Below are 23684 nucleotides of genomic sequence, written 5' to 3' on the forward strand. Positions count from 1 at the left end.
GGCCAGCGCGACTCTCTTGATTTTGTTCGACCACTCGGCTTTAACGCGTGTCCCCGCGGAGAGGTGCCGGAGTGGTCGAACGGGGCGGTCTCGAAAACCGTTGAGCGCGCAAGCGTTCCGAGGGTTCGAATCCCTCTCTCTCCGCCACTTTTCTGGAAACCCCCATTATCCCAATAGGCTACGGTTTCCGGGGATTTCGGCTCCAGCAAAACGTTCCAATTCCCTGTTCCAATCCTCCCTCCTGAGGGCGGCGTCGTGAGCGGGCGCAGGGTTCAGCATCTCGTAGCGCGTGGCCGGGGCTTCCAGGTGCGCTTGCCTATCCCGGCGGACGTCCAATGCCTGCTCCGGCGGAAAGAGCTTAGGTGGTCGGTCAGAACACGCGATCCTAAGCTGGCGGCACGGCGCGTGCTAAACGCCACGCTCGCCTTTCACGGGCTCTGCGATAAGCTGCGGCGTATGAAGGACTTAAGCATCGACGATGCGCGTGAAATCGCGCAGGCGTTCTATCATGACCTGGCCCAAAGCTATCGCTCTCCAGCGCCAATTGCGGAGGGCGAGTTGGACTACGATGCCGGACACCAAGAGGTTATGGCTGAAGAGTTCATCAACGGTCTGGAAAGTCAGGTCCAGTCGCGCACGTTCAAGTCTGGTGTCCAATCGCAAGCGATGACGGTTGCTGAGGAACACGGCTTCCAGATGCCGCCACCTGGAAGCGATGAATTCCGGGCGCTTTGTGAGGGGATTGCGCGAGCGCAGATCGAGCATGCCCGGTTCACCCTCTTCCGGCAGAGCAACATCCTGGGAAAATACAGCCCGCAAGACGAACTCTTCGTGCCGGTAGAAATGCCAGCCGCGCGTCCCAGCGTTCCGGGATTGCAATCAATTGCAATTGAGGCGGGGCTGCCGGTCAAAGAGGCCGTTGATCTCTATATCAAGGCATACTCATCAGGCCCACGAGCGTGGAAGCCCAGAACTCGCGACGAGAAAATCCGCATCCTGCAGATCGCGATGAAAACGTGGGGCGAGGCGATCACGGTCGAACAACTGACCAGCGCCCATGTTCGCGATGTCAGGGACGTGATCGAGGCGCTGAAACCACGGGCAGAGGCTGATCCGAAGTATCCCAAACGGCTGACCGCGAAAGAGGGCGAGAAGCGTCTGAACCCAAAGACCTCGGGCAAGTATTTTAGCTATGTGAAATCCTTCCTGATCTGGCTGGACGCGGAAGGCTATATCGACGGTGTGCCAGGCGCGTCCGTAAAGATCGCCGCTCCAAAGCCGAGCCTGAAGAAGCCGCGCCGGCCGTTCACACAAGATGAGCTGAACGAGATTTTCGCTTCACCGCTTTATAGCGGGTTCAGCTCCCGCCATCGCAGATATCTACCGGGCAAGCACAAGGCCCAGGACGGCCTTTATTGGGTCTATCTGATCGGGCTCTACACCGGGATGCGAGAAGGCGAGCTGATCCAGTTGACGCGATCCGACCTGCATGTGGATGACGACGTGCCCTTCTTCGATATCCGGGGCGAGCTCGACCTGAAAACTGAAGCCTCTGAGCGGCGGGTGCCGATACACCCCGACCTGTTCGACTTCGGACTGAGGGAGTGGCTGGAGGCGCGGGCCAAGAAAGCCGAAAAGCGCCTCTTCTTTGAGATCAAGCTGGGGCCGCCGGGAAATCTGACCGCAATCGCTTCCAAGAAGCTGAACAAATACCTGGTGCAGATCGGCGTGAAGACCGGACCGGACCTGACCTTCCATAGCTTCCGACATGCCTTCGTAGACGCGATGCGGAGCGCGAATGTCCCTGAACAGCGCCTACACGAGTTCCTCGGGCACACGGACAAAAGCGTCACCGGAGGCTACGGGCAGGGGGCGAATTTGCTGGCCCTTGGTAAGCTCATGAACGGGGTGGATTTCGGGCTGAGCGAAGATGTGAAAACGCTCTTGATCGGGAACGCGAAAAACTAGTTGAACACTGTTTGTGACAAATGACCTCCCCGGTCTTAATTCGCGCCATTGATATACCTACGTCGACTGGCAGACCTATTACGTTCAACGTGACACGCTAGGGAACTATCTGACGATCAGGTCAATGGCCGAGCTGACCCGTTCAAGGTCCGCCGGTGATAGCGTGTCCACGCGTCGATGGAGGGCTCGCCGGATCGGGGTCATTCCCAATTCCACGGACTGGTCTGGCCCACCGAATAGGTAAGAGGGATGGACACCCAAGACTTCGATCATCCGTGCGAGTGCATTGAAGGAAGGGAAGCTCTTGCCGCGTTCGATCCGGCTGATCATGTCGACGGTCAGGTCACAAGCTTCTGCAAGCGCGCTTTGTGTCATCTGGTTCTTCACCCTCGCCTGTTTTAGGCGGGAGCAGAACAGTGCCCGTAATTCGCTCTTTGTAATTCGTTCGACCATTCACCCGGATTAATATTCAGGGCGACGAGCGAACAGGTAACTAAATTCTGGACAACTATCGCCTTAAGAATATCGTTCTTAATTCGATCCAACTAAGAACGGAGTGAGCTGTTGTCTGCACGAATAAACTTTGGCCTGGCGGCCATCGCGACAATCATGATGATTACCCCAGCCGAGGCGCAGGAGTGGTCCGGGTGGGAGTTCGATCAGACGTCCAACGCGTTCTCCGATGAAGCCTCATGGTCGGTCAGCAATGTTGAGACGAATGCTGTTTCTCCGGCCCAGATTGCGCTGATCTGTCATCAAGGCGGTCAGGTCGGTCTCGTGTTTAATGACGGCGAGGTTCCGATACCACGGACGCCGCGGATACAGTTTCGCATCGATAGTTCTGAGGCCTTTTCCGGATCGTCGGTTAGAGCATCCTCGGATCGATACCTTGTCGCTAACCCATTTATAATGGAGCGCTTGGTGGATGAAATGCGGCAGGGGGAAGAGCTGGTCTTCCAGATTGGGAATAATGCGCCGCGGTTCGTATCCTTGGAGGGGTTTGCCGACGCAATGCTCCTGTTCGATGAGCTCTGCCCCCATCCGATCAACCGCCAGCGGCGATGACCGGTGCTAAATTCTCATAATTGAACAACCCAGAACGTTGTTCTGTGTGGCGAACTCTGATAGCTTGTTCCAGTAAGAAAATTGGTCGTTAGTCTCCGGGGTCCCATCACCGTGAGAGCTGAATTTGACGACCAGCACCATCAATATTCCCGACGCCTATAGTTTTCCCTCTAACAGCCCAGAGATAGGGGTGGAGATAGAGCGCGTATGCAAGGTGATAGAAGCCACCGCAACGCATAAGATCGTCGTTCTAAAGCCAGTAATAGATAAACTTCGTCTGACCTTCTCTGGGCTAGGGGTGATCCAGCACGTTGATGGCCTGCAGGCGGAGGCATACTGGAGCGGCGTGCATCAACTCGCAAATTACGTTGCACAGGCTACCGACGAGCCCTCCATCACACCCTGTTCAGTGGAGGGTTACTGGACCGGTTTGCGTGTCGAACTCGAAGGAGGGGGCGTCGCTACGTTTGGCTTCAATCCTCGAAACGCTAAGAATGCAGCCGTGCGATTGGAGTTCAATCCGTCCCGCCTCTCGCCCGCAGGCTTGAAGAGCCTCTTTGCGGCCTGGAACAGCATCGAGGGCAAGAACATTCCTCTGGCGGCCCACCTTACTTCCGCCCGAGTGTCCCGCTGCGACGTGGCGCTTGATGTGCTGAACCTCAGGCTTGCCGATCTGTTTGTTCACAGCCCTGCGGTCTGGAAGGTGTGGATGTGTTCGTCGATGACCGATGGTGTTCAGACAATCAATTTCTACAAAGGCGCCAAAAACCAATCGCCGTTTCTGGACCCGAAAAAGCGGGCGAACGTAATTATCTATGACAAACGCGAGGAGCGGTTAGCGATGGGCGAGGTGCCCGAGTTCGGCTCCCTGGCCCACACGCGTATCGAGTTCCATCTGAACAAAACGTCCTATTTCAAAAACCTGGCGAACACCCAGTTCCCTGCGAAAGACTGGGTCTTCTGCCGAACAGTCTTGGATGAGCCACCCTTGAAGGCAGACAGGTGGAAAACGTTTCTAGATAGTGCGCGCTTTCGCGGCTATGCGGCGGCGGAGGCATTACTTGATGAAGATGAGAAGGCCGCGCTTGATCTGGCGCACTCGAACCCAGCCTCTCAATTCCAGGATTTGTTCGACAAGAGTGTCTGGAAACACTGGCCAGATGCTGTAGGCGTTCCGGCTCTAGCTTTGCTTATCGAGCTGGCCTCGGTTCATCCCTCCGAGATGATCGGTCAATCAAAGTTCGCTCTCTGAAGGGCGATTGCAATCAATTGCAATTCGCCGAGGACAATTGACCTCTTTGTCCCCCAAGCCACGATAGAAGTGGGCGCGAATGGTCGCGGACCTCCCGACATCAGGAGGTTCAGATGATCAATGCATTCCTTTCCGGCGTTCGACAGCAGGTCGTGACCGAGGCGATGGCGAGACCCTTGCCCGATACGCCCTACCTGCGCATCGACACCCACATCGCCGCATCGCTCATGCAGAAGGCGATCCGGCGCAGCGAAATAGATTGGGCGCTGAAAGCAGGCCAACGACTGTTCGATGTTCAGCCGGCCCGTTTTTGGAGGCGAGTGAGCGTCACGCTCTTCGAGGATGTTGGCCTGCTGGACAAACAGCTCGCGCTGGACACGCTCACCTGTGCGCCTCGACGTGGCGCATCTCCGGTTTGCTGGAGTGTCGCCGCCCATCTGATCTGTCGTCTCTGTGAAGCGACGAAAACCCAGGTCGCGAACAACCTGCTCCACCTGGGCCTATATGATTTGAGTGAGGCGGAGCCGATGGTCGATTTCGACCTGCTACCCTTCGCCGATGCTGAGCGCTGGATCACGGGTAACACGGCAACGACAGTCCAGAGGGCCAAGGCCGTTTGGCAACTCAGCGGGATCGGTTGCTCCGGTCAGGTAGTCCAGCATCCGGAGGCCGACCGGGAGCGTGTGCTGTCCATCCTTTCCGGTTTGGCAGGCGATCCCGTCCTGGAGATCATCGCCCGCGAAGGGCTTCGATTGACTGGCCACATTCTGCCGCTGATCTCTGTACTCGAAGAGGCCGTGAGCCAGGAAAAGGTTTACGTCACAGCTGCTGCCGATCCCATGCCTCCGGAAGACTTGATCGGCGGCTTGCCGAGCTGGACGTTCGATCAATACACCTGGCCCGGTAAGTCCGCCCTCCGGCGGGCCCGCACAGAATGCCCGGCAATCGCCGCCGACCTCGAAAGCCGGGCGACCACCGCCGAGCAGCGCTTCCGCGCCCTGGCGGACGCCCACTTCGAGTTCGAAAGCGCAAACCTTGCCCGGAGAGTGCAAATTCCAGCGCATACAGCCCTGTGGAGACGCGTTCAGGCTCTCGGCCCACATCGGCTACCTGAAAACGCCGCGGCGCTCTATGAAGCGCTCAGGGGGGATTGGGAGGCCTATCAAGCGCTGAGGTCGAGCGCGGTCGAAAATCTATGATTTCTAGACCTATTCAGGCTCCAGCTCCGCTCCCGTCGCGTCGCCTTCCCCCCACGCGGTAAGGTCGATATCTTAGACTGTAGCCTAATCGACCCCTGGTATGTCTCGCGCAAGTTCTTCTGCTTGAACCTGAAGGCGCTCGATCAGCCTTTCGAAGCCTGCCATCTGGCCATTTGACAATCTGGGAGCTTCCGCGTCAGTTTCTTGCCTCGATGAACCAGAATCAGGCACTGTCAGAGGAAGCTCCGTGTTAGCGGGATCGCCGCCAATTTGGCGGTATGAACAAGAATCCCTTTCGCTATTTCAAGACATCGCCTGAGATCATCCGCCTTGCGGTGATGATGTATGTTCGTTTTCCGCTTTCATTGCGGAATGTCGAAGACCTGCTTCATGAGCGCGGCATCGATATCTGTAATGAGACGGTGCGGTTCTGGTGGAACCGCTTTGGCCCAATGTTCGCCTCTGAGACCCGCCGACGACGAGCGGACCGCCTTCGTGCCTGGCCCCAGTGGCAATGGCATCTGGACGAGATGTTCGTGAAGATAAATGGCGAGGCACACTATCTCTGGCGTGCCGTTGATCAAGAAGGCGAAGTGCTGGAAGCCTTCGTCACTAAACGCCGAAATCGCCGAGCTGCGTTGAATTTCTTGCGCAAAGCCATGAAGCGATACGGGCAACTCAAGACAATCGTGACAGATCGGTTAAAGTCCTATCGCGCTGCGATGAAGACCATCGGCAATCAAGATGATCAGGAAGTCGGGAGGTGGCTCAACAATCGGGCCGAGAACAGCCACGTACCTCTTCGAAGACGGGAGCGGGCGATGCTCCGGTTCCGACGAATGCGAAGTCTCTAGAAGTTCGCCGCCGTCCATTCTTCCGTCCACAATCACTTCAATCTTGAACGCCATATCAACCACCGCGCCCGGTTCAAGGAGAACCGTCAAATCGCGCTGGAAGAATGGCGGGACTTGGCCGCCTAAAGTTCGCTCGTGTTAGAAAACTGAGGCCACTTCGCTTTCGTCTGACAGCACCCGACTATGAGGCGCGATCTGCGGCTTAGCTAGCTATCCCCTTGCAATCCGCGCAGCGCCAAGGGCGCCGTTCCAATCAACGAGATTAGACAGAGTTTGAATGCCGGCCGGCGCGATCACTTTGCCAATAGGCATCAAAGCGTGACGCAACGATGCGGGCGAGCATCCGGTTCTGTTCGGGTATCCGGATGCCTGAAGCCCTCATATCAACCAGACCGTCCTGCTCGAGATCGCTCAGATCGGGTTGCGGCGGGGCCAGGCCATAGGCGGACGCGACGCCCGGCACGTCCGCTTCCAGCCCGGACATCAGCTGTTCGATAATGGCGCCGCGCATGCGGTCATCGTCTGACAGGGCAAAGCCGCGGCAAATGGCGTTCCTCCCGGCCGAGACGGCTTCCGACCACGCCCGGACGTCCAGCGTGTTCTGGGCATACCCCTGTGGCAAGTGACTGATCGCGGACGCACCGAAACCGATCAGGTAATCCGAACGGTCGGTTGTATAGCCCTGGAAGTTCCGGCGTACGCCTCCAGACCGGGCCAAGATGGCAAGCGGATCTTCCGAGCGTGCATAATGATCTATCCCGACAGGCACATAGCCTGCCTGTTCAAGCGCATCCGCGATCTCCAGCGCCTGGGCGACACGGGCCGTTGCATCCGGCAGGTCAGCTGTCCGGATAAGGTTCTGGTGCCTTCGCATGTGTGGCACGTGCGCATAGCCGAAGACCGAAAGCCGGCCGGGGGAAAGGCTCCGGGCCAGCGCGACCGTCCCGACGCAACTTTCAATTGTCTGGCCGGGCAGGCCATAGAGCAAATCCATGCTGATGCTGGAAATGCCCGCTTCACGCAGGTCGCTGACGCAGTCGCGGACCGTTTCGAAGGACTGGATCCGGTTGATCCGGGACTGAACGCCGCGATCGAATGTTTGTACGCCAATGCTGGCCCGGTTGATCCCGGACCGGGCAAGCTGACGCGCCAGTTCGGGCGAGAAGGTGCGGGGATCGATCTCGATGGCCTTTTCGGCATCCGGGCCGATGTCGAAGTGTTGATCGAGGCAGGCCATCAGCCGGCCGAATTGATCCGGGTCCAGAATGGTGGGCGTACCGCCGCCAAGATGCACATGGCCGATGCGCGGCCTATGCGGGATGTACGCTGCGGTGATCGCGATCTCGCCGATCAGCTTTTCCAGATAGGCTGCCACGGGTTCGCGGCGTGTTGTGGCCCGTGTCGAGCAACCACAATACCAGCACATTTCCCGGCAATAGGGGATGTGGATGTAGAGCGAGCCCTTGCCGGCCGGATCCAGAGCGGCCAGCCAGTCCGCGAAAACACCGGCATCGATGCCGTCGTGAAATTGCACCGCCGTGGGGTAGCTGGTGTAGCGCGGCGTGTTCGTCCCGGCATATTCGATGAAGGTGGCGTGTTTCATGACGGGCTCCGGACTGCGCGGTTTTGCGCATTGACAAGTATCAAGTCCGGCGCGGGTATGAAGGCGTCATGGTGCCGCACTGACACCGGTCTTGAAGGATAATTGCCTTGCCCCAGAATGAAGTCCGCGAAGAGTTTGCCCACTTTCTCGGCCCGGGATCCGAAAACGGTTCGTGGTTCCGGTCCGAATTCCAGGCCGTGCTGGACCAGTGGTTCGACTGGCGGCGCGATCTGTTCGCGGAGGACCCGTCGCCTTTGCCGAAGGGTCTACGGCGTTCGCCGGGTTTCCTGGCCGAGCGCGAGCAAATCGGTCAGAAACTGGCGGAATTGTGCGACCGGCTCACCGGTGAAGTGCCGAAATATACGCCCCGCTATATCGGTCACATGGTTTCCGAGGTCTCGATCCCGGCCCTGCTGGGACATTTTGCGACACTGCTTCACAATCCCAACAATACGTCACGTGACGTCGCGCGGGTGAGCGGTGCCATTGAGGACGAGGCGATCGGTTTGCTGGCCGCGATGATCGGATTCGATCCGGACACGGCACAGGGACATTTCACCTCGGGCGGAACGCTGGCCAATTTCGAGTGCGTTTGGCGCGCCCGCTACCGGATGGATCATTTCCTGTCTCTGGCTCTGGCCATTTCCGAACAGGCCGGCGAACCGCTGGATCCGTTTGCGGCGGGCCATATGGGCTGGAAACGCTATCATGCGCTGGCAGCCCAGTACGGGTTCAGCGAGGAGGAGCTTCGCAAGGCCAGCGCCGTAGTGTCCAATCCGTTCGAGGCGGCGGAAAGGATCGGAAAAGCCTCGGGCCAGCCGTGGCGCGGCCCGGTCCTCTTGGTGCCGGGCAACAAGCATTTTTCCTGGCTGAAAGCGGCCAATGTCTTCGGTCTGGGCGAAGAAGCCTTCTGGCCGGTTTCCCTGGATGCGAATGGCCGGCTGGATCCTGCCGCGCTGGACCATGCCATCGGGCGGGCTCGGTCGGCAGGCCGTCCGGTGCTCGCCGTGATCACGGTGGCCGGCACGACCGAGGCGGGGGAGATTGATCCCGTTGATACTGTCTGTGACCGGCTGGAGGCGCTGCGCGCGGCCGGTATCGATGTCTGGCACCATGTCGATGCCGCCTGGGGCGGCTTTCTGTGCTCCATGCTGGGCGGCGAGGCCGAAACCGTGCTCGAGGGCCGCAGCCGGACAGCGCTGCGCGCCATAAGGCGCGTCAATTCGGTGACGCTTGATCCGCACAAGCTGGGTTATGTGCCCTATGCGTGCGGGGCGTTTCTGGTCCGCGATCACGAGAATTACGCCAATTCGCTGTTTGCCGCTCCCTATATCGACCGGGCTCTGGCGAATGACCGCTGGATGATGACGCTGGAAGGGTCCCGCAGTGGCGCGGGTGCGTCAGCGGTCTGGCTGACAGGACAAACCCTGTCTTTCCGGCCCGACCGCTTCGGCGCGATGATGGCGGGAACGATCGACTCCTGCCGCTTTTTTGCCCGGGCCCTGCAAAACGGCGAACCGCTTGTCAGGCCGCTGATACCCACCGACAGCAACATATTCTGCTTCTCGCTGGCGAAGCCGGGCGAAGCGCTCAGTGTTTCGAATGAGCGGACAGCGAGCGTTTTCCGGGCTTTCACGGCAGATCCGGAATTCTCGGTGTCGAAAACGGTTCTCTCGCGGGAAAATTACGGCGAACTGATTAACGCGCATGTGGCGCGTTATGGCGGCGAGGCCGACACCGATTCGACGGTTCTGTTGCGGTGCGTGTTCATGAACCCCTTCTGGCGCGAGGACTCCATCAGGGCGGCCCTGATGCCGCGTTTCATCGAGCGGCTGCAAGCGCACATGAATTGATAAATGTCAAGTCATGACGCCTGCGTCCCGAAGCCGCGCGGCAAGGCGCCGCGATGACGTTTGTTGTCCGTAGGCACAATATGTAGGCCTGATTTTGGCATGCATCACAACATATCGTGTCGCTGGAGGGCGCAATGGACTTGGTAGCAGATGGTCAGAACAAGCTGGCCCAACCGGCAGGGGCCGGGCGTGTCGATGTAAAGTCGACGATTGAGGAATACACAGGCCGGGAAGACTGGCGGATAAAGGCCAACGCCAATCAGGGATATTCGCTGGGCGGTCTGATCCTCAATTCATCGGGAAAGGTGACAGCCAATTACTGGCTGGACCATGTCTATCCGGCCGCGCTGGGGGCGGCGCACCGGCAGGCCGATATTCACATCCATGATCTCGACATGCTGGCGGGATATTGCGCCGGCTGGTCGCTCCGCAATCTGCTGATCGAGGGCTTCAACGGCGTTCCTGGCAAGATCGAGGCTGCCCCGCCCCGGCATTTCACCAGCGCGCTCGGTCAGGTAGTCAATTTCCTGGGGGCCTTGCAAAACGAATGGGCCGGTGCGCAGGCACTGTCGTCATTCGATACCAATCTGGCGCCCTTCCTGCGGATTGACAGCCTGTCCTACGAAGATGTTTTCCAGGCCATGCAGGAATTCGTCTTCAACCTGAATGTCCCCTCGCGTTGGGGCACGCAGACACCGTTCACCAATCTGACGTTCGACTGGGTCTGCCCGGAAGACCTGCGCGAGGATGTGCCCGTCATTGGCGGCGAGGAGGCATGCTTCACCTATGGCGAGCTGCAGGTCGAGATGGATATCATCAACCGGGCCTTCATCGAAGTAATGACACGTGGGGATGCCAGAGGCCGCGTATTTACCTTCCCCATCCCCACCTACAACATCACAGAAGACTTTCCCTGGGAGAGCGAAAACGCGCAGCGTCTGTTCGACATGACCGCGAAATACGGTCTTCCCTATTTCCAGAACTTCATCAATTCCGAGCTCAAACCGAACCAGATCCGCTCGATGTGCTGCCGGCTTCAGCTGGATCTGCGTGAATTGCTCAAGCGCGGCAATGGCCTTTTCGGTTCGGCCGAACAGACCGGTTCAATTGGCGTGGTGACGATCAATTGCGCCCGGCTGGGCTATCGTTTCAAAGGCGATGAAGCCGGCTTGATGAAAGAGCTCGACCGCCTGCTGGAGCTTGGCCGCGACAGTCTGGAGATCAAGCGGGGCCTGATCCAGTCGCTCATGGATGAGGGGCTCTATCCTTATTCGAAGCGCTATCTCGGCAGTCTGCGCAATCATTTCTCGACACTGGGTGTGAACGGATTGAACGAAATGATCCGCAATTTCACCAACGACCGAGATGACATAACGACTGCATTCGGCGAGGCTTTCGCCCTTCGCCTTCTCGACCATGTCCGTGCGCGCATGCTCGAATTCCAGGACAAGACCGGTCACATGTATAATCTGGAAGCCACACCGGCAGAGGGCACGACCTATCGCTTTGCCAAGGAAGACGCCCGGCGCTTTCCGGGAATCCTCCAGGCGGGCACAAAAGAGCGGCCATATTATACCAATTCCAGTCAGCTGCCCGTGGGCTTTACCGACGATCCGTTCGAGGCCCTTGAAAGGCAGGATGCGTTGCAGACCCGCTATACCGGCGGAACGGTGCTACACCTCTATATGAGCGAAAAGCTGTCGAGCGCCGAGGCCTGTGCAGCCCTGGTACGCCGATCGCTGGAACGGTTCCATCTGCCATACATCACGATCACGCCGACCTTCTCGATCTGTCCGCAGCATGGCTATCTGGCTGGCGAGCAGCCTTACTGCCCGGTCTGCGATGAAGAGGCCAAGGCAGCAGGCCGCTACGATGAAGAGAACCGGCAGGCCTGCGAGGTCTGGACACGCGTCATGGGCTATCACCGCCCGGTCGAGGCCTTCAATCCCGGCAAAAAGTCCGAACATGAAGAGCGGCAGCACTTCCATGAACATCCACGCCGCAGCCACGCCGCCTGACGCGCTGACCGGGCTCCGGATCGGGGGCTTCCAGCCTTTTACCACGCTGGACTTCCCCGGCCGGATGGCGGCGGTTGTCTTCCTGCAAGGCTGCCCTCTGCGCTGCGTTTACTGCCATAATCCTGAACTGATCCCGCCCGGACGCTCCACCGCGATCAGCTGGGCCGCTGTCCGGCAGAAGCTGGAACGCCGTCGGGGTTTGCTGCAAGCCATTGTGTTCTCGGGTGGCGAGCCATTGGTTCAGTCGCGATTGCCCGAGGCCCTTCGGCAGGCACGGGAAATGGGCTTTGCCACGGGCCTGCATACAACCGGCGTATTGCCTGGCCGTCTGGCCCGTCTCGAGGGGCTGCTCGACTGGGTCGGGTTCGACATCAAGGCGCCATTCGGCCGATATTGCTCGGTGACGGGAGTTGACGGCAGTGGCCTCCGCGCCAGGGAAAGCCTCGATCATCTGACGGCGTGGGGAATTCCATTCGAGATCCGCGTCACCGTCTGGCCGGATCTGATCGGTTCGGCCGAAATCATCGAGATCGCGGATCAAGCTCAAAGCCGGTCCTGCCGGGATTTTGTGCTTCAGGAATGTCGTGACCCTTCCAGCGGGCTAGCGCTGGGCGGGCCGGTTTTCAGTGACGCCGCCTTGCTCGATGAGCTCGAAGCCCGTTTTCCCGGTTTCAAGGTGCGCCGGGCGTGATGGTGTCCGGGTCCGGGGTAATTGTGACAATGCGTCTCATCTGCCGCTCGTGGCCAGTCTGATAATTGATGATTATCAATTTGAAAGATTGACCATGACCCGTGAAACCGACCGCGGAGCGCAACGCCGTGCCGCTCCACCTATCCTGCAAAATGCTTTCCGGCCCTTCTTTCTTGGCGGGGCGATCTGGGCCGCGATTCAAGTGCCGCTCTGGTATGCCGAGTATGCCGGTTATCTGGGCTATGTGGCGGGCCCGGCCGGTCATGCTCACGAAATGCTCTATGGCATGCTGGCCGCGATTATTTGCGGGTTCGCGCTGACCGCGATCCCGAACTGGACCGGGCGGGCACCGGTCGCGGGGGCTGGGCTGGCCGCGCTCTTTGCGCTCTGGCTCGCCGGCCGGCTGGGAATGATATTTGCCGGCCATGGCTGGGGAATGGCGATCGACCTTGTCTTTCTGCCGGTTTTCACTCTGGTGGTGTTGCGCGAAATCATTTCAGGCCGGAACTGGCGCAATCTTCCGGTGGCCGTAATGGTCGTGCTATTCACCTTCTCCCATTTCGCATTTCATTGGCCGGAATGGTCCGGCACCGCAATCCGCGCGACCTTCGCGGTAACGTTGCTTCTGGTGGCGCTGATCGGTGGACGCATCGTGCCGAGTTTCACCCGCAACTGGCTGGCCGGCCGCGATGAGGAGGCTACCCGGCGCGTGGCACCGCCGATGCAGGGGCTGGACAAGATGGTTCTGGCCCTCACCGGCCTGGCGCTCGCCTTGTGGATTGTATGGCCTGAAAGCGCTGCAACAGGTGGCGCGTTGGGATTGGCCGCTATTGCACAGCTCATCCGCCTCCTGCGATGGCAGGGGGTCAGTACATTGGGCGAGCCTCTCATGTGGTCGCTCCATGCAGGCTATTTGTGGATGGTGTTGGCTCTGGCGATCATGGCGGCCGGCATTATCTGGCCAGAGCAGGTACCGGCAGCGGCCGGGCTTCATGCCATTGGCGCCGGCGTCATCGGCGGGATGACGCTGGCGGTCATGACCCGCGCCAGCCTCGGGCATACCGGGCGCGAACGCATCGCCAACCGGGCCACGACCCTGGTTTTTGTGCTTGTGCATGCCGGGGCATTGCTGCGGGTGGCGGCGGCAATCCTGTTGAACGAACCGCGATTGCTGGGCTTGTCAGCGATCCTCTGGAGCGGCGCCTTCGGGCTCTTTGCCATCGCCTATATACCCGTTCTGTTCAGTGCGCGGCGGACATAGCTGAACCGTGCAGGGACTGGCGAAAACTATTTCTTGAAACGGCCTGCAATCTTGCTGAACACGCTGCCTATGCGCGTGGTTGTCGGGTGGGCTTGGCCGCTTTGGTCTATCAATTCCATTGAACAGGGGCATTCGCGGGTCAGACACCCAGGGAGCGGGAAGACCGGAAGCTCGGAGAGGCTGTAGACTTCTCCGTCGCAATTGAGACTGTCGACACACGATGAGTCCGCCGCATGCAACCGTACAGACAGTCTTCTGGTCTGATCGTCGTTGCGTGCCGCCATTACGCGCAGCATCGTACAGCGGTAGCGTGTGCGCAATTGCGCAAAGGTGTCGCTGACAAAGCGGATTACTCTCGTGCCGCGCATGTCGGCGACGGTATCGGTGAACGCGGCTCCCACTCGAAATGTCAAGCCAAGACCGAGGCGGCGCTTTTCAGCCGCGCTGGCTGGATCACCGGCTGTAAGAACGCCCTCGACACTTGGCTGAACCAGGATGAGCTCTGCTATCTGTTCCAGTGAAGCGGGTTTGAAAATACCCGACCGACTAATACGGTCGTCTATGACCAGTCTGATCTGGCGGTCGGCCTCGTCGCATTCCTCTGTCCTGAGACGCTGGCGGATGTCTGATGCCGGTGCGCATTCTATGCGCGAGCCGGGCGCCCATCCTATGCTTTCAGCTGAATCAAGCCTGTCCATTTTTACATCCCTGTAGATGGAGTTGGCCTAATCTCGCTGGCTTTATAATTGATAAATGTCAACCCTGCGGTGAGGGCGGCAAGGGTCGGCTCCAGATGAAAATGCCGGACACAGGCAGCACGATGGCCTGAATGATAAGGGCGTGAAACGGTGCGCCCAGCAGCACTGACAGGCCGAAAACAGCCAGCAATGAGATCAGTCCGGCAATCTTCGCCTGGCGGCTGATGGCGCCATAGCGGCGCCAATTGCCGATCAAGGGTCCGAAGACCCTGTGCTCCAGCAGCCAGTTGTGAAGGCGCGGCGAAGACCGGGCGAAGGCAAAGGCGGCGAGCAGAATGAAGGGCGTGGTCGGCAGGAGCGGCAGGAACACGCCAAGTGCCCCCAGACCGAGGGCCAGACCGCCGGCGGCCGCCCACATCAGGCGCTTGGTGTGGCCGATCATCGTTAGATCCCGGCGGCCCGCGCGAGCAGGCGCAGGGCAACAAAGAGGACGAGAAGGGCGGTCAACCGGATCAGCCAGAGATCGGAAGCCTTGTCGCGGCCGATCCAGACGCCGATCTGGCCGCCCACGAGCACGGCGGGCAGGAGCGGCCAATAGGCCAGAAGCGCGTCGATATCGCCGTTTGCGGCGAGGCGCTGCGCCTGCCCCGTCAGGCCGGATACCGAGTTGACGAGAATGAAGACGGCCGACGCGGCGGCGATTTCACGGGCCGCGCCCCAGCGCATGAGGTGCAGGAGCGGGGCGAGGAAAATGCCGCCGCCAATGCCGACCAGGCCCGCGAGAAAGCCGGTGCCGCCGCCGATCAGCGGTTCGCTCCAGCGCGGCAGCCGGATTGTCGATCGGGTGACCTTGCCGGGCCGGAAGACCAGCGCCGCGGCGGAGGCCATCAATGCCAAACCCAACACGGTGATGAAGGCGCGTTCGGGGATGTCGATCCGACCGCCGAGCCAGGCGAGCGGGATCGACGCGCTGCACAGGAGTACAAGCCGCCGCCAACGGATCAGGCGGGCCTGCGCAAAGCGCAGGGTTGATCCGGTGACGACCGTGATATTGCAGGCCAGCGAGATCGCCGGGATCAGGCTGTAATCGGTTCCGGCCAGGACCAGCAGGGCGGTGTAGGTCGATCCGCCGCCGAAGCCGACCATGGCGTAGGCCAGCGCGGTTGCGAAGAAGAGCCCGCCAAGCCAGAGCAATGGCATCACATGTCATCCAGCGGAAGATATTCCACCGCATCGCCGGCAGACGCGGCTGGCGCGTTGGCCGGCCGGCGGATGAGCGCATTGGCCACGACCAGTGCCGACAGGGCCGAGGAATCCTGATTGGACACGGGTTGGATTTCGCCTGTGCGCGCCTCTAGGCCAGCACGGATCATGTTCTCGCGCGGACCGTTGGCGGGCAGGTCAGCAGAGAGGCGGGCGGTGAGGAAGGGCAGATCGGCGGATTGTCCGAGCAGGCCATCCATCAGCGGTTTCAGGCAGAGCCGGGCCATGACCATGGCGGAGACCGGGTTGCCGGGCAGTCCCAGCACGTGCGTGCCGCCGAGCCGGCCAAACCAGGTCGGCTTTCCGGGCTTGATGGCGATCTTCTCGAAAACGAGCTCACCGCCCATGTCGGCAAAGACGCGGCGGAGATGGTCATGGTCACCGACCGAGGCGCCGCCAATGGTGACCAGCAGGTCGAGGCCCGACGCCGCCGCGAGACGGCTGCGGACCTGCCCGGGGTCGTCGCGGGCAATGCCGAGATAGTCCGGCTCACCGCCCCAGTGCCGGATCAGGGCTCCAAGGCCGGGGCCAAGCGAATTGACGATCTGGTCCGGACGGGTCGACGCGCCGGGCTCGACGAGCTCGTCGCCGGTCGAGAGCAGGCCGGTCTGCGGGCGGCGATAGACGTCGACCGTGTCAACGCCTGCGCTGACGATGAGCGACAGGCTGCGCGGCGTGATCCGGTTGCCGGGGCTCAGCAAGGTGTCGCCCGCGGTGAAGTCGATACCGGCCCGGCGGATATGCCGGCCGGGGTGTGGGGTGTCCGTCGTTGTCAGCCGGTCGCCCTGGCGCTTGGCGTTCTCCTGGATAACGATCTGGTCGCTGCCGTCCGGCAGAGGGGCGCCGGTGGAGATGCGCTGGCATTCGCCGGCTTGCAGCAAGCGTTCGCTGGCGTGCCCGGCGGCCGATTCTCCGCGCACGAGGAGTTCGCTGCCATCGCCATCAAGGTCCTGCGCGCGCACCGCATAGCCGTCCATGGCGGAGGCAGCGAATGGCGGCTGCGTGCGTGCCGCCGCAACGGGTTTGGCAACGATGCGGCCAACACTTTCCATGGTCGCCACGCGCTCCACGGACAGTGGGCGGGTTTCGCTGCGGATGAATTGAAGGGCGTCGTCGAGCGAGATCATGGCGGCCTGGGCTGGCTAGCGTTCCGTCAAGCGCGGCAGGAGGTCCACAAGGTTGCAGGGCCGGTGGGTGCGGTCGAACTCGTCGCGCAATATGTGGTTCCAGGCATCGCGGCAGCCGCCCGAAGATCCCGGTATCGCGAAGACATAGGTGCCGCCGGCAATGCCTGCGATGGCGCGCGACTGGATGGTGGAAACGCCCACTGCTTTGAAGCTGACCTGGTGAAAGACCGCGGCAAAGCCATCCATCTCCTTGTCGAACAGCGGCCGCATGGCTTCCGGTGTCACATCGCGGCCGGTCAAACCGGTGCCGCCCGTGGCGATGATGGCGTGGATTCCAGGCTCGGCGATCCACGCTTTCAGCTTGGCCTGGATATCCGGGATCTCGTCGTGAACGATGGCATGGTCGATGACCGCATGCCCCTCGGCGACAATCTGTTCGCGCAGCCAAGGGCCGGTCTTGTCGGTGCGGTCGTCGCGGGTGTCGGATACGGTCATGACCGCGAAGCCGATGGTTTCCGGGATGGTCGTCATGTTTCCGTCTCCAGCCATTGGCTTGCCTCAACTTGATCGGTGATTGTCGGCTCGATCCAGATCGCGTTGTCGCTGCGCCATTCCCGTTTCCAGAAAGGCGCTTCGGTCTTCAGCACATCAATCGTGTAGGCCACGGCATCCAGCGCCGCGCGCCGTTGCGGCGCTTGGGCGATGATGTGAACGATCGGCTCGCCCGGCGCCATCCGTCCATGGCGATGGGCGATCAGCAGCGCCTGCAAGGCAAAACGCTTGAGGGCGATTTCGCCAATGCGGCGCAGGGCCGGTTCGGTCATCGCCGGGTGATGGGTCAGTTCCAGGGCGGTCAATCCGTCTGATCCCCGCACATGGCCGGTAAAGCTGGCCACGGCCCCGACGGTTTCCGTATCGGGCAGGGCCTTATTGAGCGCCGGCAGGTCGAGGCGTTCGCCAGTCAGATAGACGCGCAGATCGGTCATTACCCGCCCGAGAAAGGTGAAAGGAAGGCAATGCGGTCACCCTCGGCCAAGGCGAGTTTTGAATTGCGGTCAACGAGGCGGTCATTGACCGCGATCCGCAGGTGATCCGCCTGCAGGTAGTCCCCGCCGTCCAGCCTTTGCGCCAATTGCGCAACGAGCGCGTCCAATGTTGCCGGCGTGCCGTCAATCTCGGCCGCCTGCCGGGCGCCGCCCATCCGGTCCTGGATGGGGCCGTAGAATTCAAGCTCGATCCGCACGCCTAGCCTCCCGTTCGCGCCATGTCGCGATCCACCGCCGCGGCCGCGCCAGGGGAGACATCGAAGTCATGCCCTTTGGGCTTTTCCGCCATGGCCTCTTCCAGCGCGCGGTCAAGGGCGGCCGGACCGCCATGGCGCAGCGCGTGCCGCAGATCGATACGCCCGCTCTTGCCGAGGCAGGTATAGAGCTCGCCCGTGCAGGTGACGCGCACGCGATTGCAGCTGTCACAGAAATTGCCGGACAGCGGCGAGATGAAGCCAATCCGGCCACCCGTTTCCTCGACCCGGACATAGCGGGCAGGGCCGCCGGTATTGTCGGGCAGATCGGTCAGCGACCACTTTGCGGAAAGGCGGGTGCGAACATCCTGAAGAGACAGGAATTGCTGCGAGCGGTCGGCGCCGATCTCGCCAATGGGCATGACTTCGATAAGAGACACGTCATGGCCGTCGCCATGCGCCCAACCGATGAGGTCCGGCAAGTAGGCCTCGTTGACGCCCGCCATGGCGACCGCATTGATCTTGACCTTCAAACCGGCGGCCTTCGCCGCGGCAATGCCGGCCAGCGCATTCGCGACATCCCCGCCGCGGGTCAGTTGCCGGTAAACTTGCGGTTCGAGCGTATCGAGCGAGATATTCAATCGGCGGATGCCGGCGGCCGCGAGGCGGTCAGCAAAGCGCGGGAGCTGGGTGGCATTGGTCGTCAGGCAAAGCTCGTTCAGCCCGGCGCGGCCGATCCGCGTGCCCAGTGTCTCGATGAGGGTAATCACGTCCTTGCGGACCAGGGGTTCGCCGCCAGTAAGCCGGATCTTTGTGACACCGCGCGCAATGAAGGCATCGCACAGCATGGTCAGCTCTTCGAGCGAAAGCAGGTCGGCTTTCGGCAGGAATTCCGGCCGCGCCTTCATGCAATAGACACAGCGCAGATCGCAGCGATCCGTCACCGACAGGCGCAGATAGGTGATCTGGCGGCCAAAGCGGTCGATCAGTGGTGTTGCCGGGCTGATAATCGGGCGGCGGTCCATTGCGGACTCCTCGGACATTTCTCGTTGCTTGACAAACATCAATTTCCAGCGCTTGCCAAGCGACGCGAGGTCGCAGGTCAACGCATTTTCCGGGCCGCCGTCAAATCTGCTTGCGTGTTGAGATTGGCAAAGCGCGCGGCCTGGCCCGGATCGAGCGGTAGCCAGTCGATCGGAAAAGTCGCCAAGAGAGACCTGACCGAACGCACTTGATCGCGCGCCCGGCGGGACACTGCGGCCGGAACATAGGCTGGCAATGGGTGATCGGCCCAGGCGCGCGCCGTTTCCGGATCGCCGTCGAGCAGCGGCGCCAGATCTGCAAGTTTCAGCAATGGCATGTCGACCGGCAGAAAGAGAATGCCGGCAATGCGATCGCCCAGCGCTTCCAGGCAATCCAGCATGGCGTGGGCCGGGCCCTGGCCGCTGGTCGTGTCGGGAATGGCATTGTCGAGGCCGGGCCGGCCGCTGACATGGACACTATCGCATCCGGCCTCACTCAGCAGATCGCCGGCGAGGTCCAGCAGACGGCGGCCCCGGAATTCCAGCTCTGCCTTGTCGGTTCCCATGCGCCGGGACTGGCCACCGGCGAGGATGATTCCGGCGACAGGCCGGGTGCTAGCTGCGCGGGTCATCGATCAGGCGGTTGGGCTTGCTGATGGCCTCGAGCGCTGCGCGGTCGGTGATCTCTATGCGCGCGCCATCCATCAGGATGCCGTGGGATTGCAGCGCCCCGAAAGCCCGCGACAGGTTCTCGGGCGTCATGCCCAGGATCGACGCAAGATTCTTCTTGCCATAGGGCAGCTCAATGATTTCGGCGCCCCCGGCTTTGTCGTGCAGGCGGATGATGTAATTGCCGACGCGCTCGATCGATGTCCGCAACTTGAGGTTCTTCATCGACTTCACGACGGACCGGTAGCATTGCGCCAGCTCGGTCACGATGGCGCGGGCGAAGTGCGGGTCGCGGGCGAAGGCATCCCGCACATTCTGCGAAGGGATGAGCAGGAGCTTCGACGATTCGATGGTCCGAGCCGACATCAGGAAAGGGGCATCATTGACGGTTGCGGCGAGAATAAAGGTCGAGACCGGCGTGACGATGGCCATGGATGTTTCCCGGCCATGGCCGCTGGAAAACAGTTCGACGCAACCATCCAGCACGATGTGAAGGAAGTCCGCCGACTCGCCCTCGCGGATGAGCTCGACATGCGGGGGCATACGTTGCGCATAAGACGCCGTCATCAGATCGTCGAACACGTCCGCGTCGACATCCTTGAACAGTTTGAGATCCCGCACGATCTCGCGATCTGTCTGCCTCATTGAGCGCTCCGGTCACCTTCCCCTTCATCCGATACAATCAGGCTTGATATGGATCAAGAGCAGGTATGACGAAATTCCGTTTCTTGCTTGCTTCATGTACAGACGTAAATTGAAAGCGTTCGCTCCAAGTTTTGCAGGCGCGCTGTATTGACGCGCGACAAGTATAGTCATCCCCATACGCCATCTAATCCCCTATGAGAGTCAGGCCAGCCCGGTTCAAGCGGCCGGCCAGACATTGATGGGGGACAGCAATGCACACACTTGACGGCGTGACCCGCGGACAGCAGCGGCAGGCGCTCGGGATGAGCCTTCTGGCGTTCACGGTCTGCTTCGCGGTGTGGACGATCTTCTCGATCATCGGCGTTCGCATCAAGCAGGAGCTCGGCCTGTCCGAGACGCAATTCGGATTGCTGGTCGCGACCCCGGTGCTGACCGGATCCATCAGCCGGATCTTCCTCGGCATACTGACCGAACAGTATGGCGGCCGGATCATGTTCCCGATCCAGATGGTGACCACTGCGGTGGCAGCCTTCCTGTTGTCGATGGCAGATAGCTATCCGCTCTTCCTGCTGGCGGCGCTGGGCGTCGGGCTGGCCGGGGGCTCCTTCATCATCGGCATTGCCTACGTGTCCCGCTGGTACGAGGCGAAGGCCCAGGGTACGGCGCTCGGTATTTTCGGCGTCGGCAATATGGGCGCCGCGGTGACCAATTTCGGCGCGCCCTTCCTGGTGGTTGCCTTCGGCTGGCAAACGACAGCGCAGATCTATGCCGGCGTGCTGCTGGTTATGGCGGTGATCTTCTGGGTTTTCACCAAGGATGATCCGGTGCTGGTCGAGCAACGCAGGACCGGCCAGAAGCGCCCTTCCGCGCTGATGCAGTTGGAGCCCCTGAAAAACCCGCAGGTCTGGCGCTTCGCGACCTATTATTTCTTCGTGTTCGGAGCCTTCGTCGCGCTCGCCTCCTGGCTGCCGCGCTATTATGTCGGCGCCTACGATCTCGACCTGCAGACCGCCGGCATGCTGGCTGCGGCGTACTCGCTGCCGGCTTCCATCTTCCGCGCGCTGGGCGGCTGGATGTCGGACAAGTGGGGCGCACGCTTCGTGATGTACCTCACCTTCATCATCTCGCTGATCTGCCTGTTCGTGCTGAGCTATCCGTCCACGCGCTACATTGTCAGCGGGATCGACGGACCGATCGAGTTCAGCTTCGGCATCAATGTCGTGGTGTTCACGGTGCTGACCATCGGGCTCGGCTTCGTGATGTCGCTCGGCAAGGCGGCCGTCTACAAGCACATCCCGGTCTATTACCCGCACCATGTGGGCGCCGTTGGGGGCCTGGTCGGCATGATCGGCGGGCTTGGCGGGTTCGTGCTGCCGATCAGCTTCGGCATCATGAATGACCTGACCGGCGTATGGACCAGCTGCTTCATGCTGATGTTCGTGATCGTCCTGGTTTCCACGATCTGGATGCACGTTGCCATCCGCCGCATGGAACGCCGCAAATTCCCGGCCCTGGCCGACGAGAAACACCTCAGCGACGTGCCGGACGAGCCACTCCCCGCTCCGCAGGCACGCTGAGGCCGTGCCGTGGTGACGGGCGCCACACAGCCTGCCGCCACGGCCACACCACAACAAGGACACCGACATGGCCAAGGACCTCTATAACTGGAACCCGGAAGATCCCGAGCAGTGGGATTCAACGGGCAAGAGCATTGCCAACCGCAATCTCTGGATCTCGATCCCGGCGCTTCTGTGCGGCTTCGCCGTGTGGCTCTACTGGGGGATCATCACGGTCCAGATGATCAATCTGAACTTCGGGTTCAGCCAGGCCGAACTGTTCACGCTGACCGCGATTGCCGGCCTGTCCGGGGCGACACTGCGCATCCCCTCGACCTTCTTCATCCGGCTGGCGGGCGGTCGCAATACGATCTTCTTCACCACGGCGCTGTTGCTGCTGCCGTCCGCCGGTACGGCCATCATCCTGCAGAATCCGGACACACCGCTCTGGCAATTCCAGCTGATGGCGCTGCTGTCCGGCTTCGGTGGCGGCAATTTCGCCAGCTCCATGTCGAACATCAGCTTCTTCTTTCCCAAGAAGGTGCAGGGCTATTCGCTGGGCATGAATGCCGGGCTCGGGAATTTCGGCGTCACCACGATGCAGATCCTGATCCCGCTGGTGATGACGGTCGGTATTTTCGGTGGCACCTCCATGGTGTTGCAGAACACGTCCGGCACGCTGATCGGCCGGATCCCGGCGGGCACCGAGACCTTCCTGCACAATGCCGGCTTCATCTGGGTGGCGATCCTGATCCCGGTGGTCGTGGCGACCTGGTTCGGCATGAACAATATCCGTGACGAGCATGTCTCGCCGGACATCGGGTCACCGCCCGCGGCATTTGGCAAGATCGCCGGCATGCTGGCGATCGGCCTTATCACGGCCGCCGCCGGGCTGTGGCTGATGCTGCCCGCCGACGCCAACGGGTCCGGCTGGGGCATCTCGAAATGGCTAGTCCTGCCGGCGGTGATCGCCGCCACCGTGTTTGCGCTGAAGGCGATCCCGGGCGCGATCCGCAAAAGCCTGGATCGCCAGTACAAGATCTTCCGCAACAAGCACACCTGGGCGATGACGGTCATCTACACGATGACGTTTGGCTCCTTCATCGGTTACGCCGCCGCCTTCGGTCTCGCCATCAAGGTGATCTTCGGCTTCCAGCACATTGAGATCGACGGCGTGATGACGCACGACACGATCAATGCGAACGGGCCGAGCGCGCTGATGTTTGCCTGGACCGGGCCGTTCATCGGTGCGCTGATCCGCCCGATCGGCGGCAAGCTGGCCGACCGGTTCGGCGGTGCGCTGGTCACCCAGGTGATCTCCGTGGTCATGGTGATCTGCGCTCTGGGCGTGGCCTGGTTCATGAAGCAGGCCTACGGGTCGGCGACCCCGGAAGCGTACTTCACGCCCTTCCTGGTCCTCTTCCTGATCCTGTTTGCTGCCACTGGTATCGGCAACGGTTCCACCTTCCGCACCATCGCCATGGTCTTCGACCGCGAACAGGCCGGTCCCGTTCTTGGCTGGACGTCAGCGGTGGCCGCCTATGGCGCCTTCATCATCCCGCAGGTCTTCGGCGAACAGATCCGCGCCACCACGCCGGAATTCGCCCTGATCGGATTTGCCGTCTTCTACGCCGTCTGCATCGCCATCAACTGGTGGTTCTACCTGCGCCCCGGCGCCTACATGAAGAACCCGTAAAGGA

Annotated in this window: 22 protein-coding genes, 1 tRNA gene and 1 pseudogene; 12 read left to right on the top strand and 12 right to left on the bottom strand. The window is 61.0% G+C overall.

Translation table 11 applies throughout. From position 1 onward, the window contains the following. The first annotated feature begins 57 nt into the window (after positions 1–57). Positions 58–147 (top strand) — tRNA-Ser (locus V0U79_RS04840). A gap of 108 nt (positions 148–255) precedes the next feature. Continuing rightward, positions 256–1968, top strand: a complete 1713-nt coding sequence (locus tag V0U79_RS04845) for a tyrosine-type recombinase/integrase (protein ID WP_330198348.1) — start codon at positions 256–258, stop codon at positions 1966–1968. Between the two features lie 105 nt (positions 1969–2073). On the opposite strand, the gene V0U79_RS04850 is transcribed toward V0U79_RS04845, so the two are convergent. Then, positions 2074–2421 (bottom strand): helix-turn-helix domain-containing protein, encoded by a 348-nt coding sequence (locus tag V0U79_RS04850; RefSeq protein ID WP_330198349.1) that lies wholly within the window; start codon positions 2419–2421, stop codon positions 2074–2076. A gap of 111 nt (positions 2422–2532) precedes the next feature. On the opposite strand from V0U79_RS04850, the gene V0U79_RS04855 reads away from it, so the two are divergent. The 4 genes and pseudogenes from V0U79_RS04855 to V0U79_RS04870 all read left to right on the top strand — a co-directional run bounded on the left by V0U79_RS04855 (position 2533) and on the right by V0U79_RS04870 (position 6464). Further along, entirely contained in the window at positions 2533–3033 is a 501-nt protein-coding gene (locus V0U79_RS04855) for a hypothetical protein (RefSeq protein WP_330198350.1), read from the top strand. 124 nt (positions 3034–3157) lie between these two features. Further along, on the top strand, positions 3158–4285 hold the full coding sequence (locus tag V0U79_RS04860) for a hypothetical protein (RefSeq protein ID WP_330198351.1): 1128 nt from the start codon (positions 3158–3160) through the stop codon (positions 4283–4285). Positions 4286–4398: 113 nt separating this feature from the next. Beyond that, positions 4399–5484: a hypothetical protein gene (locus V0U79_RS04865; protein WP_330198352.1), complete on the top strand. Its 1086-nt coding sequence runs from the start codon at positions 4399–4401 to the stop codon at positions 5482–5484. 278 nt (positions 5485–5762) lie between these two features. Continuing rightward, a pseudogene (locus V0U79_RS04870) lies at positions 5763–6464 on the top strand (IS6 family transposase). A 136-nt stretch (positions 6465–6600) separates the two neighbouring features. On the opposite strand, the gene hemN reads toward V0U79_RS04870, so the two are convergent. After that, a complete protein-coding gene (gene hemN / locus V0U79_RS04875) occupies positions 6601–7941 on the bottom strand; it encodes an oxygen-independent coproporphyrinogen III oxidase (protein WP_330198354.1) in 1341 nt (446 codons plus the stop codon). A 107-nt stretch (positions 7942–8048) separates the two neighbouring features. On the opposite strand from hemN, the gene V0U79_RS04880 reads away from it, so the two are divergent. From V0U79_RS04880 to V0U79_RS04895, 4 genes are all read left to right on the top strand, one after another. After that, positions 8049–9794 (top strand): pyridoxal phosphate-dependent decarboxylase family protein, encoded by a 1746-nt coding sequence (locus V0U79_RS04880; protein ID WP_330198355.1) that lies wholly within the window; start codon positions 8049–8051, stop codon positions 9792–9794. A gap of 134 nt (positions 9795–9928) precedes the next feature. After that, positions 9929–11812, top strand: coding sequence for a ribonucleoside triphosphate reductase (locus tag V0U79_RS04885; RefSeq protein WP_330198356.1), 1884 nt, complete (start codon positions 9929–9931; stop codon positions 11810–11812). Further along, the gene (locus V0U79_RS04890) at positions 11781–12503 is read left to right on the top strand and encodes an anaerobic ribonucleoside-triphosphate reductase activating protein (RefSeq protein ID WP_330198357.1); all 723 of its coding nucleotides are present in this window, start codon (positions 11781–11783) and stop codon (positions 12501–12503) included. The genes V0U79_RS04885 and V0U79_RS04890 overlap by 32 nt, the downstream gene beginning before the upstream one ends. Positions 12504–12597: 94 nt before the next feature. Continuing rightward, positions 12598–13764: an NnrS family protein gene (locus tag V0U79_RS04895; protein WP_330198358.1), complete on the top strand. Its 1167-nt coding sequence runs from the start codon at positions 12598–12600 to the stop codon at positions 13762–13764. 26 nt (positions 13765–13790) lie between these two features. On the opposite strand, the gene V0U79_RS04900 is transcribed toward V0U79_RS04895, so the two are convergent. From V0U79_RS04900 to V0U79_RS04945, 10 genes are all read right to left on the bottom strand, one after another. Next, complete coding sequence (locus tag V0U79_RS04900) at positions 13791–14462, bottom strand: hypothetical protein (protein ID WP_330198359.1); 672 nt, start codon at positions 14460–14462, stop codon at positions 13791–13793. Between the two features lie 58 nt (positions 14463–14520). After that, on the bottom strand, positions 14521–14904 hold the full coding sequence (locus V0U79_RS04905) for a YbaN family protein (protein WP_330198360.1): 384 nt from the start codon (positions 14902–14904) through the stop codon (positions 14521–14523). A 2-nt stretch (positions 14905–14906) separates the two neighbouring features. Then, positions 14907–15662, bottom strand: coding sequence for a sulfite exporter TauE/SafE family protein (locus V0U79_RS04910; RefSeq protein ID WP_330198361.1), 756 nt, complete (start codon positions 15660–15662; stop codon positions 14907–14909). Then, positions 15662–16852, bottom strand: a complete 1191-nt coding sequence (locus tag V0U79_RS04915; RefSeq protein WP_330198362.1) for a molybdopterin molybdotransferase MoeA — start codon at positions 16850–16852, stop codon at positions 15662–15664. The genes V0U79_RS04910 and V0U79_RS04915 overlap by 1 nt, the downstream gene beginning before the upstream one ends. A gap of 15 nt (positions 16853–16867) precedes the next feature. Further along, a complete protein-coding gene (locus tag V0U79_RS04920) occupies positions 16868–17383 on the bottom strand; it encodes a molybdenum cofactor synthesis domain-containing protein (protein WP_330198363.1) in 516 nt (171 codons plus the stop codon). Continuing rightward, positions 17380–17838 (bottom strand): molybdenum cofactor biosynthesis protein MoaE, encoded by a 459-nt coding sequence (locus tag V0U79_RS04925; protein ID WP_330198364.1) that lies wholly within the window; start codon positions 17836–17838, stop codon positions 17380–17382. The genes V0U79_RS04920 and V0U79_RS04925 overlap by 4 nt, the downstream gene beginning before the upstream one ends. After that, complete coding sequence (locus V0U79_RS04930) at positions 17838–18095, bottom strand: MoaD/ThiS family protein (protein WP_330198365.1); 258 nt, start codon at positions 18093–18095, stop codon at positions 17838–17840. The genes V0U79_RS04925 and V0U79_RS04930 overlap by 1 nt, the downstream gene beginning before the upstream one ends. Before the next feature lie 2 nt (positions 18096–18097). After that, on the bottom strand, positions 18098–19117 hold the full coding sequence (moaA, locus tag V0U79_RS04935; protein WP_330198366.1) for a GTP 3',8-cyclase MoaA: 1020 nt from the start codon (positions 19115–19117) through the stop codon (positions 18098–18100). Between the two features lie 77 nt (positions 19118–19194). Then, positions 19195–19746, bottom strand: a complete 552-nt coding sequence (gene mobA / locus V0U79_RS04940) for a molybdenum cofactor guanylyltransferase (RefSeq protein WP_330198367.1) — start codon at positions 19744–19746, stop codon at positions 19195–19197. Then, complete coding sequence (locus tag V0U79_RS04945) at positions 19730–20428, bottom strand: helix-turn-helix domain-containing protein (RefSeq protein ID WP_330198368.1); 699 nt, start codon at positions 20426–20428, stop codon at positions 19730–19732. The genes mobA and V0U79_RS04945 overlap by 17 nt, the downstream gene beginning before the upstream one ends. 251 nt (positions 20429–20679) lie before the next feature. Between V0U79_RS04945 and V0U79_RS04950 the strand changes: the two genes are divergently transcribed. Then, complete coding sequence (locus V0U79_RS04950; RefSeq protein WP_330198369.1) at positions 20680–22005, top strand: MFS transporter; 1326 nt, start codon at positions 20680–20682, stop codon at positions 22003–22005. A 67-nt stretch (positions 22006–22072) separates the two neighbouring features. Further along, on the top strand, positions 22073–23680 hold the full coding sequence (locus tag V0U79_RS04955; RefSeq protein ID WP_330198370.1) for an MFS transporter: 1608 nt from the start codon (positions 22073–22075) through the stop codon (positions 23678–23680). Positions 23681–23684 lie beyond the last annotated feature (4 nt).

It is taken from the genome of Hyphobacterium lacteum (genome assembly GCF_036330345.1).
Classification (GTDB): Bacteria; Pseudomonadota; Alphaproteobacteria; order Caulobacterales; family Maricaulaceae; genus Hyphobacterium; species Hyphobacterium lacteum.